Below are 17,173 nucleotides of genomic sequence, written 5' to 3'. Positions count from 1 at the left end.
TTCCCATGTTGTATGTGCTAAACTATTATTAGTCATTTTGAATCCTCCTTTTGGTCTTTGATGTGGTTGGCAAACCTACATTTATTCTACCAAAGGAGGATTCGTGCTTACATCTAAAGAACAAACCTTTCCTACCACCGGCATAGCCGGTGGTTTTGTCAAGCTAAAGCGAACAATGAAAAAGCCCAGCAAAAAGCTGGACTTTTTTAACAGTCAGACCATCCCATAAAGGGGTTTTCTGAGTTTTATGAATATAATTTTATTTGTGGCCTGCAGCCTTATAAGCTTCAATGCCCTTGCCCAACAATTCGATACCTCTTGCCATATCATCTGCATTTAATATATAAGCAATACGCAGTTCGTTCTTGCCTAAGCCGGGTGTAGCGTAGAAGCCTTCCGCAGGAGCATACATAACTGTTTCGTTGTTTTCTCTAAACTCTTTCAATAAGAATACCAACAAATCTTCCGTATTTTCTACGGGCATCTTACAAGTAATATAGAAAGCACCACCAGGTTGTTCACAAACAACACCGGGAATTTTCTTGAGTGCTTCGTAAGAAACATTTCTTCTCTTTTCGTATTCAGCTCTAACTTCATTAAAGAAGGAATCATCCAATTTATAAAGTGCAGTTGCGCCAACCATTTCCAATGTAGGGCAGCAAAGTCTACCCATAGCAATCTTCATAACGTTTGCCATAAGGTCTGCATTTTTGGAAATTAAGCAGCCAATACGAGCACCACAAGCGGAGAATCTCTTGGAGATAGAGTCGATGATGATAACTCTGTCAGCTACGTCATCGTACTGACCAAAGGATGTCATCTCTCTGCCATCATATGCAAATTCTCTGTAAACTTCGTCAGCCAAAATCCAAAGATCATGCTTCTTTGCGAAATCGCAAATTACCCTCATGTCTTCTCTGGAAAGAATGCAGCCTGTAGGGTTGCCGGGGTTAACGATAGAAATCATTTTTGTTTTTTCAGTTACAGCTGCCTCCAATCTATCCATGTAAGCATACTTGTAGCCATCTTCAGCGTAGGTTGTAACAGGCTTAATTACGCCATCAGCAGCCTGAATGAATGTCAAATAGTTTGTGTAGTAAGGCTCAGCAACAATTACTTCGTCGCCAGGGTTAATTAAGGACAAGAATACCAAAGTCAAAGCTTCGGAACCACCGCTGGTGATTAAGATGTCTTTTCTGTCCAAATTCATATCAAAGCCTTTAAAGTAGTCAATGATAGAATCCTGCAATTCAGGAAGTCCGGGGGATTCTGCATAAGCAAGAACCTTCTGGTCAAAACCTTTGATTGATTCCATAAACACAGAAGGTGTTACGATATCAGGCTGACCAATGTTCAGATGATAAATTTTTGTTCCTGTAGCCTTTGCTTCTGCAGCCATAGGGTTGAACTTTCTGATAGGGGAATTCTGCATCGCTTGTACTCTGTCAGATAATTTCATTGTTTTTCACTTCTCCTTTATCATTTTCATCATAATAATAAAATGTATCATATTATAGGTGGAGATACATTGCAATTATTTTATTAAACAAGATAAACAAAATTGCATTTATTGTTCAATAATCCCACAACAACTGCCTATTTCTCACCTATTTGTAGTTTAAGTATACCACTTTTCGCAATAAAAACAATACTTATAGTGAATTTTTCCACAATAATTAAAATTTTTGGTTGTTTTTCGTATGATTTTTTTATTATTAATTACTAAAATACATATAAAAACAGTGTATTTTTTTATTTTTTATTAATTTTTTTTATTTCAACAAGCTTTCATGACAAAAATGACTTATCAATCGTCTTTTTTTACAAAAAATGAAGAAACATCTTCAATTAATTTTCAACAAAAAAAATTTTTGCGCTTATAGCTCCTTATTCTGTAGAAATGCTTTATCAAATTTTCGTTCATAGTAAAACCCCATGTAATGTTTACATGGGGTTTTCTTTATGAAACAATTTCTGCTTCACGTTTTTTCTTTTCTTCTAATGCTTTTTTCAACACCATATCTTTGACTTTCATCAATCGTGTTGTTCCTGCACGTTCGTTTTCTTCCAGCTTCATCGTAATATATTTAATTGTTTCTTGATAGTTTGGAATCATAACGTTTTCCAAAGCATTTACACGACGACGGGTACGTTCAATTTCCTGCGCCAAAAGCTGGGCAGTTTTTTCACTCTCCGCCAAACGCAATAAAGGCTCCATTGCATTGGAAAAAGAAAGCATTGCACTGTCTAATTCTCCCGATGAAAAAGCAAGTCCATAAGGATAGATATCCCCACTGCTTTCTTCCGTCTGGAAATCAAAAACAGGTACATTTACACTCATAATATTCTTTTTTGTCACCTTAACAGCTACGGATTGCTGGGGGATCATTAGGGATTCCCCCAAAACGCTTTCACTTAACACTGCTCTGGCAATAATGAAATCTTTATAAGCATTTTCTAAAGCCGCCTCCGCCTCTTCACGCAGGCGCTTGTTTTCCCGCACGATATTCAAGAACTGCTTCATCAGTTCATCCAGCTTATCCTTCAACAGCTTATGACCTCTCGTTGCTGTCTTAAGCAGTTGCTTTAATCTGGACATTTCCATACGGGTCGGATTGACATTTAATCTAGCCACGACTCATCACTCCCCGTCTGCTAAATATTTTTCCAGATATTCGTCACGAATACGCTTCAGTTCGCTCTTTGGCAACATGCGAAGCAAGTTCCATCCGGTTTCCAAGGTCTGTTCGATGGTTCTGTCAGTTCTAAAGCCCTGAGAAACATATGTCTTCTCAAATTCGTCGGCAAATTTTGCATAAATTAAATCTGTATCGGACAATGCAGATTCACCCAAAATCGCCATTAATTCCTTTGCGTCCTTACCACGAGAATAAGCCGCAAACAACTGGTTCATGGTGTCGGCATGGTCTTCTCTTGTCTTGCCTTTACCGATACCCTTATCCTTCAAACGAGAAAGGGATGGCAAAACGTTGATTGGGGGCTGAACGCCTTTTTTATACAGGTCACGGCTCAAGATAATCTGACCTTCCGTAATATACCCTGTTAAGTCAGGAATAGGATGGGTCTTATCATCTTCAGGCATGGTCAAAATAGGAATCATTGTAATAGAGCCTTCTTTCCCCTTCATACGGCCTGCACGTTCATACATGGTTGCAAGGTCAGTATACAGGTAACCAGGGTATCCACGACGACCGGGAACTTCCTTCTTTGCCGCAGATACTTCACGGAGAGCTTCTGCATAATTCGTGATATCCGTTAAGATAACCAAAACGTGCATTCCCTGTTCAAATGCCAAATATTCAGCCGCAGTTAATGCCATACGAGGGGTACAAACACGTTCTACCGCAGGGTCGTTTGCAAGGTTTACAAATACAACGGAACGGTCAATGGCACCTGTTGCTTTAAAGTCATTGATAAAGAATTCCGCATCTTCAAAGGTAATACCAATCGCCGCAAATACTACGGCAAACTTGGAATCCGTACCGCGCACCTTCGCCTGACGGGCAATCTGCACCGCCAAATTTGCATGGGGCAAACCTGCTCCCGAGAAAATAGGCAGCTTCTGACCACGAACCAAAGTATTTAAACCATCAATGGCGGAAACACCTGTCTGAATAAATTCCGCAGGATATTCTCTAGCCGCAGGGTTAATGGGTGCACCATTAATATCCAAACGTTTCTCGGGGATAATTTCAGGGCCGCCATCGATGGGCTTACCCATACCACTGAATACACGGCCTAAAATATCAGGAGATACGCCAAAGTCCAAACTTTTTCCTAGGAAACGAACTTTGCTTTCCGCAAGGTTGATACCTGTTGCGCTCTCAAACAGCTGAACCAAAGCGGTGTCACCGTTTACTTCCAATACTTTACATCTTCTTACTTCACCGCTAGACAGCTCAATTTCGCCCAACTCGTCGTATTTTACGCCTTCAACGCCTGTCACAAGCATAAGGGGTCCGGCAACTTCTTGAATCGATCTATATTCCTTTATCATAATTCATCCGCCCCCTTACTGATCAAATCGGTGATTTCTTTTATAATATTGCTTTCGATTTCGTCGTAGCTCTTATCCACATTGAGCTCCTCAACATATTTAGCACGACCGATACGTTCGATTACATCCATCTTTGTAATTTTCTGAATGTGCACGCCCGCCTTAATTGCAGTCTGTGCTTCATGATAGAAGGTCAAAATCAGCTTTAACATTCTATACTGCTTATGCAAGGAGGTATAGGTATCCACTTCATGAAAGGAGTTCTGGTGAAGGAAGTCTTCACGGATAGAACGCGTGGTTTCCAGAATCAATCTGTCGCTGTGAGATAAAGAGTCAACACCAACCAACTGCACAATTTCCTGTAATTCCGCTTCTGTCTGCAACAAGAGCATTGCCTCGGTGCGGTGCTCGGAAAAATCGGGGTGCACGTTAATATCAGCCCATTCATCCACTCTGTCTTGGTACAAGGAATAGCTTGACAGCCAGTTGATTGCAGGGAAGTGGCGCTTATACGCCAAGGATGCATCAAGCCCCCAGAACACCTTAACGATACGTAATGTTGCTTGAGATACAGGCTCGGAAGTATCACCACCGGGAGGAGATACTGCGCCGATTGCTGTCAGCGTACCAACTCTTTCTTCACTACCCAAGCTCACCACACGGCCCGCTCTTTCGTAGAATTGCGCCAAACGGGAACCCAAGTATGCAGGGTAGCCTTCTTCACCGGGCATTTCCTCCAAACGACCGCTCATTTCACGAAGTGCTTCCGCCCAACGGGAAGTAGAGTCAGCCATAAGGGCAACGCTGTAGCCCATATCACGGAAGAATTCCGCAATGGTAATTCCTGTATAAATAGATGCCTCACGGGCCGCAACGGGCATATCGGAGGTATTTGCAATTAAAACGGTTCTTTGCATCAAGGACTCACCAGTACGGGGATCTTTCAGCTCAGGGAACTCGTTCAAAACGTCGGTCATTTCGTTACCACGCTCGCCACAGCCGATATAAACAACGATATCCGCATCCGCCCATTTTGCCAGCTGATGCTGTGTTACTGTTTTACCACTGCCGAAAGGTCCGGGAATTGCGGCAACACCGCCCTTTGTGATGGGAAAAAATGTGTCAACAACACGCTGCCCTGTTACAAGCAAGGAGTCAGGTGTTTTTTTAATTTTATAAGGTCTTTCACGACGCACAGGCCATTTTTGCATCATTGTTACTGCTACGTCCTTACCCTTTTCGTCAGTTACAACACAAACGGTTTCTTCCACCGTAAATTCACCAACATAAATTTCTTTTATTGTACCCTTTAAGCCGTAAGGAACCATAATCTTACATACAACAACTGCTGTTTCTTGTACGATACCGATAACATCTCCGGCTTCCACAGCGTCACCGTTTATCTTTTTTGGTTCAAACTTCCATTTTTTTTCACGATCCAAAGATTTAACTTCAATACCCTTTTGGATATTGGTACCGCTGGCTTCATACAGCTTTTCCAAAGGACGCTGAATACCGTCATAAATCGTGGAAACCAATCCAGGTCCTAATTCAACACTCATTGGCATCCCTGTGGATATAACTTCCTCACCGGGTCCAAGGCCTGATGTTTCCTCATAAACCTGAATGGATGCTTTATCCCCATGCATTTCGATAATTTCACCTATGAGGTGCTTATCTGATACACGAACCACGTCAAACATATTGGCGTCTCTCATGCCTTCCGCTACTACCAACGGACCCGACACCTTTACTATCGTGCCTGTTTTCATATGCTCATTCACCTACAATCGTATTTATTCACTAAACAATATATCCGCACCAATCGCACGTTTTGCCGATTCTCTTACTTCATTCATACCCAGACCCATGCTTCCCCCAACGCCAGGAATCACGATAATTGCAGGCAATTCAAAGTCCTTGTATTTTGCAATACTGTCTTTTGCCATCAAACTAGCCTTCTCTGTGATATAAATGATTGCATAATCTTTTTCTGCCAATCTATGGATTGTTTTTTTTACCTCGTCAGCATTGTAGGCAGGAAAAATATCCATCCCAAGAGCGAGAAAGCCCAAAATGCTGTCTTTATCGCCTATAATTCCAACTTTAGACATATGCTTCTCTCACCCTTTCTTTTATAATGGCCACATCTATGTTATGCATTTTACAGGTCATGATGATGCGAATACATTTCGCTTCGGTTTCCTTTGCTAAAATAAACGCCATAACCGGTTCAGGAGTCAAGGTTTTATATTTCGCATCCTTGATATACTCCATAAGGTAATCATCACATGCTTTTTCAAAAACTGTAAAGCCTTGATCCATATAATCCTCACAAAGAGAACCATAGGGTGTTTCCTTTAAAACCGCCACTGGGGAATCACTGCGAAACGCCCTGGAAAAAAATTCGAGCCCAACGCCTCCACCTGGCACGAAGCTTTCTTCTAAAACCTGATAATCCCGATCCATCTTTTTCACTCGCAAAAGTGTTTTTAGATTTGTGATGTCAGCCAGCATCTGTACATATTTTGAAACATAGGCATTCCCCAGTTTCTTTGCTGCCTTTTCCATGGTAGAAAAACAAGCCTTATCCAAAATCGAATCAATATATCTTCCATTATGGGTCTTTGCATACATATTAACAGCTTCTTCCACAGCTTCACCATTAATATTAGGTAATTCAATATAATTTCTTTCCCGCAAATTTTTACGCAGCGTTTCTATGGGGATTGTTCCGCCTTGTATCAAAAACTTTTTGCCGCTTGCCTTGGACACTTCCTCCTTCAAAAGAACCTTAATATTATGGTAATCGTTTTTATAGAGGAAAATATCAATAAACGTTTCCTGAGGAATTAATCCGGCCACCGCCTGATAGGTTTCCTCAAGATGATTCCCAATCATCTTTTCAAATTCATAAATGCCTTTGATCTGCGTTTTTCCGTAGGCACTATCAGACAAAATGCGGAGGGCCTCCTCGGCTGTTTTCGCATCAGCCATCTGCATTAACTTTTGCTTTGTCATCAAGGAGTTTTCCATAGAACGAACACTGGCTACGGCGAAAGGGTAAATCTTATTTTTTGACATCAAGAATCCCCTCCCTAAAATAAAATTTTTGCAGCTATTTGTCTAATCTCTTCTTGCTCCACTGCGATAATGGAATCAAAAGAATAATTGTATTCAATATCTCCATTTTTCACAATAAACCCACCGTCAAGTTCTCTGTTTTCATTGGAAAGGATAAAGCCTTTCTGGGAAATAACCTTTGCCAGGCGTTCTCTATCCTTTTCGGAAACAATAATTTCCGTTCCATTTTCTTTATCTAAGCCATCAAGCATATTGCCAATCATTTCTGCATACTGAGCATCGGGCAAGGTTTCCAAACGTTTCTTTGCCTCAGCAATAACCCCTTCAATAATGCTTTGCTTTTCTTGTAAAACTGAAATCTTCCCTTGTAAGTCTGCGCCGGAAATGGCTTTCGCCTTCACTTTTTCCGCTTCAGCCTCAGCATTTTTTTTCAAAGCTTCACTTTCGCGCTTCGCCTTTTCCTCTGCCGCCTTTAATACTGCTTCCACTTCCAAATTGGCCTTTTCTTTGATTGCCTTCGCTTCCGCTTCTGCCTTCTCTATGATTTTATCGATGATAATTTTACCGTCATTCATAGGAGTGCGCCTCCTTTTCTTTCAAGTTCATTATACATGGATGCTGTTGAGCATTAGGAAGGAAACGAGCAGAGCTAATACCGCATATGTTTCAACCATCGCTGCGAAAAGCATACCTTTTGCCAATTCACTGGGCTTCTTACCAACCAACATAATGCCTGCTGCTGCTGCTTTTCCCTGAGCAATGCCAGAGAAGATGCCAACAAAGCCAATGGGCAAAGCTGCTGCAAAAATACCTGCACCCTGAATCATTGTTAGTTCAATCATACCGTCGCCGCCCAAAAGGCCTACCTTTACCATTACCAAGAACGCAATCAGCAAGCCGTAAATACCCTGTGTACCAGGCAAAGCCTGCAATAACAAAACCTGACCAAATTTGTTCGGATCTTCCGAAACAACGCCCGCAGCCGCTTCACCGGCAACGCCAACACCAATTGCGCTACCTATACCTGCAAGAGCAGCAATTGCCGCACCCGCCAACGCTAAAAATTCACCACTGAATAAACTCTCAACCATTATACTTCTCCTCCTTGAGTATCTTGATATATTTCGTTTTTCTTTCAAAAGGTGCGAAAGGTCTGCCACCGCCGGTATAGAATTTTCCAAAAAACTCTACATACTGCAATCTGCAAGAATGCACAAATGCGCCCAACGCATTGATTGCAATGTTGAATATTGTACCAAGTACAAATGCGATTAGCAAAACAATTGCGCCCTTTACTCCGCCGCCCGCCAAGGAACCCAGGGTATTGATTACCTTTGCTACAACCCCCGTTGCCAAGCCTAACGCAAGAAGTCTGGAGTAAGAAAGAACATCCGATAAATAGCCGGTAATACCGTAAAGGCTACCAAGACCACCTGTAATCTTGCCAAAAATTCCTTTTTTATTTCTACCGCCAGTCAACAAAATGCCAACCGCACCTATAATAGACATTCCCTTGCCTACGGAAACCATTGCAGGGCCTACGCTGCCACCTAAGCCAAACAAAACCAACCCAATTAACAATACGTACCAAAGGCCAATGTCAAACAACGCATCCAACGGACGACCATTTCTGATGGACATATAAGCCTGAATTCCCATACCAACAAATAGGTGAACCCCGCCGAGTATCAGCGAGAAAATCAATAATTTCATTGGTTCTGCCATAGGATCAAACCAAACCGGCTTAATTACAAAATCCGCTCCGAATAGCGTTTTTGCCGCTACCGTGAAGAAATCACCAAACCATCCTCCAAAAAGCACACCCCAGAAAAAAGTTGAAATGCCACAATAGAAGAACATTTTGATCATCCGATGTGTCATGCCTTCCAGCTTATATTTCTTCAACAAAATCCAACAACCTGCCGCCATAATAATACCGTAAGCCGCATCACTAAGCATCATGCCAAAGAAAATAAAATAAAATGGTGCCAAGAATTTTGTTGGATCGATATCCTGCCTTGAAGGCAAGCTATACATATTTGTAACTGCCTCAAAGGGAGTGGAAAAACCGTCATTATTTAGGCATACTGGGATCTCTTCCTCCGCCTCCGGCTCATTGAATTCATAATAGAATTCAAATTTTCTTAAAAGCTCCTCTACCTCTGGCTGGGCATTTTTAGGCATCCAGCCATCAAAGTAAAATACCATCTCCGTACTAAGCATATCACCAACGATTTTTGCCCGATCGCGGCGCATGGACAAACTGTCATAAAGATATTCGATATTCTTCTTTGCCGTTGCCAAATCAGCCAAAGACTTCTCGCTGGCAAGAATTACTTGTTGATTTTCTTCTATTTCAAATTCAAATTGCTTAATTGCTTCCCTTGCCGTTCCCTTGTGATCACCAAAAGTAATCGGGTTAAATGCGAATTCCCGCAGGGCTTCCTGCACCATTTCCCGTTCCTCTTTTAAACAGATCACCGAAATATACAGCTGCTGAACGTCAGCATTAACCTGCTGAACAACGGCAGAGGGAACTTTTTCCAAAACTTTTTGCAATAAATCTTCAAATCTAATTTTACTACTTACCGTTCCAAGAATGACTGCGGAACATTCCGTTTCCTTCATTTGCAAAGGCAAGTCCAGACTTTCCCAGGGCTTTAACCCTGTAATAATACCTTTCAAACGATTGATTTCGTTTTGCCCATCTGCAATTTGCCTATAGCTCAAATCCGCTGTATCCACATTGCGTTCCGTTTCCGTTTTTGTCCGATCCATATGGTCGATAAAATCATTACGAATAAGTTCTTCTCGGACTTGGAATAAAGGTTTTTTACTTGTGTCATAGCGATTAATGGCCTCAATTGCAGTACCAACACGGGCTATGTCCGCTTCTAAACGTGAAACATCCGCACTGTTACTGGTTCTAAAAATATCAGGCATCCATTCTTCATCGTTCACAATGCCTTCTTGAGAATTGATTTCCACAACGCCCAAATGCATTAATTCGTGAACAAAAGGAGTGCGTCCAATATTTAGACCAATGACAGTAAGCTTTCGCATCTCAACGACTGCCATACGCTCCCACGACCCTTCCAATAACTGCCTGAACAGCCTCTTCTTTCTTTTGTTCCGCTCGTTCTTTGGTTTTCAAACAAGCATCATCCGTATTTTTTTGGATGTTCTGGATTTCGACTCGGCTTTCTTCCTCCGCCTGCTTGGCAACAAGCTGCATCAATTCCTTTCCTTGCAGCTGCACCTGTTGCAAAAGCTCATCCCTTTGTTTTTGCGCATCTTTTTTCAAAGCCTCTGCGTCTTGCGTGGCCTGTTTTACGATCTGAGCAGCTCGTTCCTCAGCCTCTACGATGCTCTTCAGAATCTCATAAGCCATTACCATCACCTCTCTTGTTTACAACCTGCCTAGCAAATTGTATCGTATGCATTTCTCACTGGGGAGAGACCTCTTTTTTTGTTAAACTAATAACATTTCTTTTGTTGAAAAAAGAAAAGGTCTTTCATTGGGCTTTCTCCTGATCCTTCATAAATCATGAAAAAAAGGTTGTTTTTTTTCGGAAACATAACAGAAAGCGTAGGAATTATTACTGCTCCGTCCAGTATGTACTCAATATAAAACATACCTCATCTTAAATAATAAAATATTTGCCTTACATTGTCAATAACCCATTATTTATCGACAATACAGTACTATTTTATTGTTTCCAAAAAAAATTGTTAAATTAAAATCAGTTAATTTTTAAAACTCGAACCGGTTCTTGATGTTTACAGGCTTTTCGAAAGGTAATTTGCATGCAATTTATTAGTACCCAAAACTTTTATTTAGCAATTTAAACACGCAAAAAATTTCAGCTTTGCTAGTATTGCACAAAAAACAACTCCTTTGTTTGTGCAATATTCTACATGACATTTTCATCTGTACGCTTTTAACAGTTTTCTAATGAAATATTTTTCATTCTTTTCGTAAATTTTCTTAGCATTGTCTGCTTTGTACACAAAATTCATAAAAAAATAAGCTCAGATTTCCTCTCCAAGCCTACTCATCCCGCTCTATATGCATTTCCTTTTCTCTTGTAAAGGCGCGTAACAAGTCCCTTTTCATCCAATTGGGTAACTCGCTTTGACATACTTCTTCCCCTGTCATCCAATAAAAAGCTTCATGCTCCTCGCTTAAAATCACCTCCCCCTCCTTCCAACGGCAGACATATGTAAAAATACACAAGTGAATGTGATTCTTTATCACATCAAAAAGAGAAACCGGCTCCCCCACAAAAACGTCCAGACCCGTTTCTTCTTTGATTTCTCTTTTCAAGCCTTCTTGGCTGCGCTCATAAAAATGCAGACCGCCTCCCGGCAAATCCCACTTCTGGCGGCTGTTCATGTAGCTGCATTCCATTTCATCTTGGGATCTTGTTAAAATCAGAACCCTTTCCTCTTTCACAATAATCGCCTTTACTGCAACAGCAAAGTCCCGTTTCATGGACAAGCCTCCCTTCTATACTTCTGTTTTTTTATAAAAGTCTTCTCTCTAGTAAAAAATTATTTTGCTTCCTCCAGCAACCTTTGCAGTTCTTCCTCAGAATAATCATACTCCTTTGCACAGAAGTGACAATGCAAATTCGCTTTTTTATCTTCGCTTATAATTTTTTCCAATTCATCCTTGCCCATACTGATTAATGCTTTTTCCACGCGTTCTTTGGTGCAATTGCAATAAAACTCCGTAGGCACCTTGTCCAAAATTTTCATATCCAAACCTTCGAGAATCATTCCTAAAATCCCTTCCGGTGTTTGCCCCATATCCAGCAAATCTGTAAAATAAGGAATGGCATTTAAGCGCTTTTCCAGTGTAGAAATCACGTCTTCTGTTGCATCAGGCAGAAGCTGTATGATAAATCCACCTGCACAGCGAATGGAGGTGTCCGTGTCCACCAAAACACCTAATCCTACCGCCGATGGCGTTTGCTCCGACTGGGCATAGTAATACGTTAAATCCTCAGCGATTTCTCCGGAAACAAGCTGAATTCGCCCTGCATAAGGCTCTTTCAATCCAATATCCTTAATGACACTCATATATCCTTCTCCAATGGCTCCACTTACATCCAATTTCCCGGGATATTTTGAAGGAATTTCCACGTTAGGGTTAAAAACATAGCCCTTTACCCTTGCATGGCTATCGGAGGTTACTACCGCTCCTTTCAGAGGGCCTAAGCCTCTGATCTGAAGGGTAACCAAATCCTTTTCCCCTTTCAACATACTTCCCATCATCGCCGCTGCCGTTAACATTCTACCCAGGGCCGCCGAAGCCACTGGTGAAGTATGATGCACCGCTCTTGCATGCTGAACAAGCTCCCCGGTGGTGGCAGCAAAAGCACGAATACTACCGCCGCCTGCCGTTGCTCTTACAATATAATCACTCATTTTACAACTCCTCCTTTAACTGCGCCACAAAAAAATAGCGTTGGCTATCTGCTTTTGCTCGCTCAAAACAATATCCATCATATACATCTAATAATTCAAATCCGTTATCTTCTAGGCACTTTTCTACCTCTTCCAAGCCATATGCCCGTTCGTAATGATATTCTTCGGTACGCTCGTAGGTATTTTTGTTTTTTTCACGTAAGAAAAAGCTCACATAGTATTCATTAATCCCTTCCACCTCGTCGAAGGAATTTTCCCAAAAATACGCCGCATCCTCTGTCATTGCCGCATAGGTTTTATCGCCCAAAACATTTTTAAACTTGTATTCCGTATTCATATCGAAAAAAAACAGTCCTTTGGGATTTAAATGCTTCCTTACAGCACAAAAAGCGGCAGAAAGCTCCCCTTCCTCCGTCAAATAATTCAAAGAATCACATAGGCTTAACACGCAATCCGCTTGGAGTGCCAGCTCCATCCCCACCATATCCTGGCAATAAAAAGGAAGGGAAAACCCTTCTAAAAAAGCCTTCCTTTGCGCCTCTGCCAGCATTTCTTCGGAAATATCAACTCCAAAAACCCGGTAACCGGCCTTTGCCAGGGGAATGGTAATATTCCCAGTACCACATCCCATGTCGATTACGGTTTTAGGCACTTTGCCAAGCATTGTCCATGCTTCCTGAAGATATTGCACCCACGCCGGGTAGTCTATTTCATCCATAAAACTATCATATACAGAGGCAAACCCCTTATAAGCTTCCATTTTCTTTACTCCCATTGCATCATCTTTTAAAATTAAACATTAGCTTATTATAACTTTTCCTTAGATGTATTGCAAGGGCTTTTAGTCTTTGCGGCAGTATCTCTTTTCTTCTTGCCCATCAAACCGCCAATGCGTCCGCTTTCCTTCGATGTGAGCCCCTTCCAGCCTACCTGCTCCACTTTTTCCAACAAGCCAAGCTCCTCTGCAATTTCGTATTTCATCACCATATCACGCTTTTGCGCTTCCGTCAGTTCCTTTTTTTCACCCATACCCAAGCCCCTTTCTTATTATATTTTTAAATAGTATTACCCTTTCAGCTTAATTTTTTTCATTAATGTTTTGTATCCATGAAAAAAAAATATGTGCGAAAACCATTTGACAGAATACATTTCTAATGGTAGACTATTTGGTAAGTAAATAGTTCTTGAAGTAGAGGTGCGTTATACATGAGTACTCGGGCGAATATCATAAGGGATAAGGGCCGTCCGCAGAAAGGGTCAAACGCCGAAGAGGGAAAAAGCCTTTTCTTTTTTTCTCTGGTTGTCCGGTTAAGAACCGTACAACTGTCATTGGTACCCCCAATGGAGCGCTACAAACTAAGTTTTTGCAATAATATTTTTTATTGTATGCAAAATTTGGAAGTCGGCGCTTGTCGGCTTTTTTTGTTTTGGTGAAATCATAGCTTGGGAACATAACCGCTCCGAAATAGCGAAGAGCACTTGAAATTTTCTTTATTTGTCCCCTTTCATAGGACATCACCTTTTTGGGAGAATTTTTAATTCTTCGCACATACCTACATTTTTTTATTATTATATTAAGAAAGAAGGAAGTATTAAAATGAAAAAGATTAATCTCGCAGTTGTTGGAGCAACAGGTATGGTTGGCAGAACTTTCTTAAAGGTTTTAGAAGAAAGACAGCTGCCTATCGAAAATTTCTACGTTATGGCATCCAGCCGCTCCGCAGGAAAAACCATTACTTTTAGTGGAAAGGATTATATTGTTGAAGAGCTGACAGAAAACTCCTTTGATAAACCCATAGATATTGCACTGTTTTCCGCAGGCGGCAGTACAAGTGAAAAATTTGCGCCTATCGCAGCAGCCCATGGCTGCATTGTAATTGACAACAGCTCCCAGTGGCGTATGGATCCCCAGGTTCCTCTGGTTGTACCCGAAGTAAATTCCGAGGATATTGCATGGCATAAAAACATCATTGCAAACCCCAACTGCTCCACAATTCAGGCTGTTGTTGCATTAAAGCCTTTGAACGAAAAATACAAAATTAAACGTGTGGTTTACTCCACTTATCAAGCAGTAAGCGGTGCAGGTCTTGCCGGCTGGATGGATCTTGAAAACGGCTTAAAGGGCGAAGAACCCAAAAAGTTCCCCCACCCTATTGCAAATAACTGTTTGCCACATATTGATGTTTTCTTGGACAACGGATACACAAAAGAAGAAATGAAAATGGTAAATGAAACCAGAAAAATGCTTCATAACGAAAACCTGAAGGTAACAGCTACCACAGTGCGTGTACCTGTGTTCAACTCTCACAGCGAATCCATCAATGTAGAGTTTGAAAATCCCTTTGAGCTGGACGAATTAATCGAAACTTTGAAAAATGCTCCCGGCATTGTTATCATGAATAATTCCAAAGACAATGAATATCCTTTAGCCGTAGACGCAACAGGCCATGACGAGGTTTTCATTGGTCGTATTCGCCGTGACGAAAGTGTGGAAAACGGCGTAAACCTTTGGGTAGTCGCTGATAATATCCGCAAAGGTGCTGCTTCAAATGCAGTTCAAATTGCCGAGGAAATTATTAGAAATATGAATGCATAACAATTTAACATAAAAAAATTTTGGAGGTGCTTGCATTATGTCAATTTTTACAGGTGCGGGTGTTGCCTTAGTGACGCCTACATTCCCCGATGGTACTGTTAATTTTGAAAAAATGAAAGAACTGATTGAGTTCCAACTTGCCAATGACACCGACGCGCTGATTATTTGCGGTACAACAGGCGAGGCATCCACTTTGTCCGATGAAGTGCAAATTGAATGTGTACGCTATGCTGTTGAAGTCGTGAATGGTCGTGTCCCAGTGATTGCAGGTGCAGGCAGTAATGACACAGCACACTGCATTGACTTAGCAAAGGGCTGCGAAAATGCGGGGGCTGACGCAGTATTGCTGGTAACACCCTATTATAACAAAGCAACACAAAAAGGCTTAGTTTTGCATTATACGGCAGTGGCCGAAAGCCTTTCCATCCCTATTATTTTGTATAATGTCCCCGGCAGAACGGGATGTAATATTGCGCCTAAAACTGTTTTAGAGCTGTCTAAGGTAAAAAATATTGTTGCTTTAAAAGAAGCAAGTGGAAACCTATCTCAGGTAGCAGAAATTGCCTCCCTGATTGGCCCTGATTTTGATCTATACAGCGGCAATGATGACCAAATTTTGCCCATCATGTCTTTGGGCGGCAAAGGGGTTATCTCCGTTCTCTCCAACATTGCACCAAAGCAAACCCATGATATGGTTGTAAAATTCTTAGAGGGGGATATTAAAGGCTCGATTGACTTGCAGCTGGGCGTTATTGAATTAATCTCCGCTTTGTTTTGTGAAGTGAATCCTATTCCTGTAAAAACAGCTTTAGATTTAATGGGCTACGAGGTTGGGCCTTGCCGTATGCCTCTTTGCGCAATGGAAGATAAGAATTTAGAAACATTGAAAACAGCAATGAAAAACTACGGTTTGATTTCATAATGATTTGGCTTGCGGCAAAGGACAACTTTGCCGCATTTTAACAGACTTGCACAAGTACATGCTTTTGTACTTGCGCAATGTAATCGGGCGGTGCTTGCTCCGGCTGATTATTAGGTGGCGTTAGGCACCCGTCTGTTATATGAAAATAAAAACATGCCAAATTTACGCCAGAGAGCTGACGTTGGTCAGCAAAAGGACTAGTCTTAATGAATCCGTGAGTGCATGAGAAAATTTTCTGTCTATTGATTCAAAAAGCAAGGATAAAGTTTGATTTTAAAGGAGTGTACCCTATGATTAATATTATTATTCACGGCTGCGGTGGCAAAATGGGACAGGTTGTAGCAGAAATCGTTGAAAACGATACTGCCTGTCAAGTTGTTGCTGGTATTGATCCAAGCATGTCTGAAGCTAGCTTCCCTGTATTCCCCACGCCCGCTGATTGTACTGTTGAAGCAGACGTAATTATAGATTTTTCCACAGCAATGGCTGTGCCGGCTTTATTGGAATTTTCAAAGGCAAAAAAAATACCCGTTGTTGTTTGCACCACCGCTCTCGGAGACGAAACCACAGAATTAATGACGGAAACCTCTCACAGTGTCGCTGTATTAAAATCTGCAAATATGTCTTTGGGTGTAAACCTACTGCTTGAACTGGTTCAAAAAGCTGCTCAGATTTTGCATGATGCAAACTTTGACATCGAAATTGTGGAAAAGCATCATAATCAGAAAATTGATGCCCCCAGCGGTACCGCCCTCGCATTGGCCAATGCAATCAACGAGGCCATGGAGCAACAATTTCATTATGTGTATGACCGCTCCCAAATTAGAGAAAAAAGAGAACCCAAGGAAATTGGTATTCATGCAGTGCGCGGCGGGAATATTGTCGGCGATCATGACGTAATATTTGCCGGCAGAGATGAAGTGATTGAATTGTCCCATCATGCCACCTCCCGTGAAGTTTTTGCCGTAGGCGCCGTAAAAGCCGCAAAATATCTAGCTTATAAAGGCCCTGGACTTTATTCCATGAAGGATGTTTTAGCATAAAGGCAGCTAAGGGCAGAACCAATACAATTGAACTGCACCCCCAAAGTTAAACAGTATGGTATACTGTAAATAACTAG

At 41.5% G+C, this 17,173-nt stretch carries 18 protein-coding genes and 1 riboswitch; of the genes, 4 read left to right on the top strand and 14 right to left on the bottom strand.

Annotation, left to right across the window (positions count from 1 at the left end; genetic code table 11):
• Positions 1-103 precede the first annotated feature (103 nt).
• The gene (locus CLNEO_RS16445; protein WP_278276628.1) at positions 104-229 is read left to right on the top strand and encodes a hypothetical protein; all 126 of its coding nucleotides are present in this window, start codon (positions 104-106) and stop codon (positions 227-229) included.
• Between the two features lie 30 nt (positions 230-259).
• Here CLNEO_RS16445 and CLNEO_RS11895 read toward each other — a convergent pair whose 3' ends face one another.
• From CLNEO_RS11895 to CLNEO_RS11830, 14 genes are all read right to left on the bottom strand, one after another.
• Positions 260-1,459, bottom strand: a complete 1,200-nt coding sequence (locus CLNEO_RS11895; RefSeq protein ID WP_066089258.1) for a pyridoxal phosphate-dependent aminotransferase — start codon at positions 1,457-1,459, stop codon at positions 260-262.
• Between the two features lie 501 nt (positions 1,460-1,960).
• Positions 1,961-2,635 (bottom strand): V-type ATP synthase subunit D, encoded by a 675-nt coding sequence (locus tag CLNEO_RS11890; protein WP_066089254.1) that lies wholly within the window; start codon positions 2,633-2,635, stop codon positions 1,961-1,963.
• Between the two features lie 6 nt (positions 2,636-2,641).
• The gene (locus CLNEO_RS11885) at positions 2,642-4,018 is read right to left on the bottom strand and encodes a V-type ATP synthase subunit B (protein WP_066089251.1); all 1,377 of its coding nucleotides are present in this window, start codon (positions 4,016-4,018) and stop codon (positions 2,642-2,644) included.
• Positions 4,015-5,790 (bottom strand): V-type ATP synthase subunit A, encoded by a 1,776-nt coding sequence (locus tag CLNEO_RS11880; protein ID WP_066089248.1) that lies wholly within the window; start codon positions 5,788-5,790, stop codon positions 4,015-4,017. The genes CLNEO_RS11885 and CLNEO_RS11880 overlap by 4 nt, the downstream gene beginning before the upstream one ends.
• Before the next feature lie 24 nt (positions 5,791-5,814).
• Entirely contained in the window at positions 5,815-6,132 is a 318-nt protein-coding gene (locus tag CLNEO_RS11875; protein WP_066089245.1) for a V-type ATP synthase subunit F, read from the bottom strand.
• Positions 6,125-7,102, bottom strand: coding sequence for a V-type ATP synthase subunit C (locus CLNEO_RS11870; protein WP_066089242.1), 978 nt, complete (start codon positions 7,100-7,102; stop codon positions 6,125-6,127). Before CLNEO_RS11870 ends, CLNEO_RS11875 begins: the two co-directional genes overlap by 8 nt.
• 14 nt (positions 7,103-7,116) lie before the next feature.
• Positions 7,117-7,677 (bottom strand): V-type ATP synthase subunit E, encoded by a 561-nt coding sequence (locus CLNEO_RS11865; protein WP_066089239.1) that lies wholly within the window; start codon positions 7,675-7,677, stop codon positions 7,117-7,119.
• A 30-nt stretch (positions 7,678-7,707) separates the two neighbouring features.
• Positions 7,708-8,193 (bottom strand): V-type ATP synthase subunit K, encoded by a 486-nt coding sequence (locus CLNEO_RS11860; RefSeq protein WP_066089238.1) that lies wholly within the window; start codon positions 8,191-8,193, stop codon positions 7,708-7,710.
• On the bottom strand, positions 8,186-10,180 hold the full coding sequence (locus tag CLNEO_RS11855) for a V-type ATP synthase subunit I (protein ID WP_066089235.1): 1,995 nt from the start codon (positions 10,178-10,180) through the stop codon (positions 8,186-8,188). Before CLNEO_RS11855 ends, CLNEO_RS11860 begins: the two co-directional genes overlap by 8 nt.
• Positions 10,167-10,493: a hypothetical protein gene (locus tag CLNEO_RS11850; protein WP_066089232.1), complete on the bottom strand. Its 327-nt coding sequence runs from the start codon at positions 10,491-10,493 to the stop codon at positions 10,167-10,169. The genes CLNEO_RS11855 and CLNEO_RS11850 overlap by 14 nt, the downstream gene beginning before the upstream one ends.
• A gap of 660 nt (positions 10,494-11,153) precedes the next feature.
• Positions 11,154-11,597, bottom strand: a complete 444-nt coding sequence (locus CLNEO_RS11845) for an NUDIX domain-containing protein (RefSeq protein ID WP_066089228.1) — start codon at positions 11,595-11,597, stop codon at positions 11,154-11,156.
• A gap of 59 nt (positions 11,598-11,656) precedes the next feature.
• Positions 11,657-12,535 (bottom strand): Hsp33 family molecular chaperone HslO, encoded by an 879-nt coding sequence (gene hslO / locus CLNEO_RS11840; protein WP_066089225.1) that lies wholly within the window; start codon positions 12,533-12,535, stop codon positions 11,657-11,659.
• Between the two features lies 1 nt (position 12,536).
• Complete coding sequence (locus CLNEO_RS11835) at positions 12,537-13,295, bottom strand: class I SAM-dependent DNA methyltransferase (protein WP_066089222.1); 759 nt, start codon at positions 13,293-13,295, stop codon at positions 12,537-12,539.
• A gap of 47 nt (positions 13,296-13,342) precedes the next feature.
• On the bottom strand, positions 13,343-13,564 hold the full coding sequence (locus tag CLNEO_RS11830) for a small, acid-soluble spore protein, alpha/beta type (RefSeq protein ID WP_066089219.1): 222 nt from the start codon (positions 13,562-13,564) through the stop codon (positions 13,343-13,345).
• 153 nt (positions 13,565-13,717) lie between these two features.
• Positions 13,718-13,895, top strand: a riboswitch (Lysine riboswitch).
• A 237-nt stretch (positions 13,896-14,132) separates the two neighbouring features.
• Here CLNEO_RS11830 and CLNEO_RS11820 point away from each other — a divergent pair.
• The 3 genes from CLNEO_RS11820 to dapB all read left to right on the top strand — a co-directional run bounded on the left by CLNEO_RS11820 (position 14,133) and on the right by dapB (position 17,096).
• Positions 14,133-15,131 (top strand): aspartate-semialdehyde dehydrogenase, encoded by a 999-nt coding sequence (locus CLNEO_RS11820; RefSeq protein ID WP_066089213.1) that lies wholly within the window; start codon positions 14,133-14,135, stop codon positions 15,129-15,131.
• 37 nt (positions 15,132-15,168) lie between these two features.
• Positions 15,169-16,053 carry a 4-hydroxy-tetrahydrodipicolinate synthase gene (gene dapA, locus CLNEO_RS11815; protein ID WP_066089210.1) on the top strand — a complete coding sequence of 295 codons (885 nt, stop codon included), beginning with the start codon at positions 15,169-15,171 and terminating at the stop codon, positions 16,051-16,053.
• 290 nt (positions 16,054-16,343) lie between these two features.
• Positions 16,344-17,096: a 4-hydroxy-tetrahydrodipicolinate reductase gene (dapB, locus tag CLNEO_RS11810; protein WP_066089207.1), complete on the top strand. Its 753-nt coding sequence runs from the start codon at positions 16,344-16,346 to the stop codon at positions 17,094-17,096.
• Positions 17,097-17,173 lie beyond the last annotated feature (77 nt).

The organism is Anaerotignum neopropionicum, assembly GCF_001571775.1.
Lineage (GTDB): Bacteria > Bacillota > Clostridia > Lachnospirales > Anaerotignaceae > Chakrabartyella > Chakrabartyella neopropionicum.
Note: the sequence above shows the minus strand (reverse complement) of the source record. Positions and strands in the feature narration are given on the sequence as shown.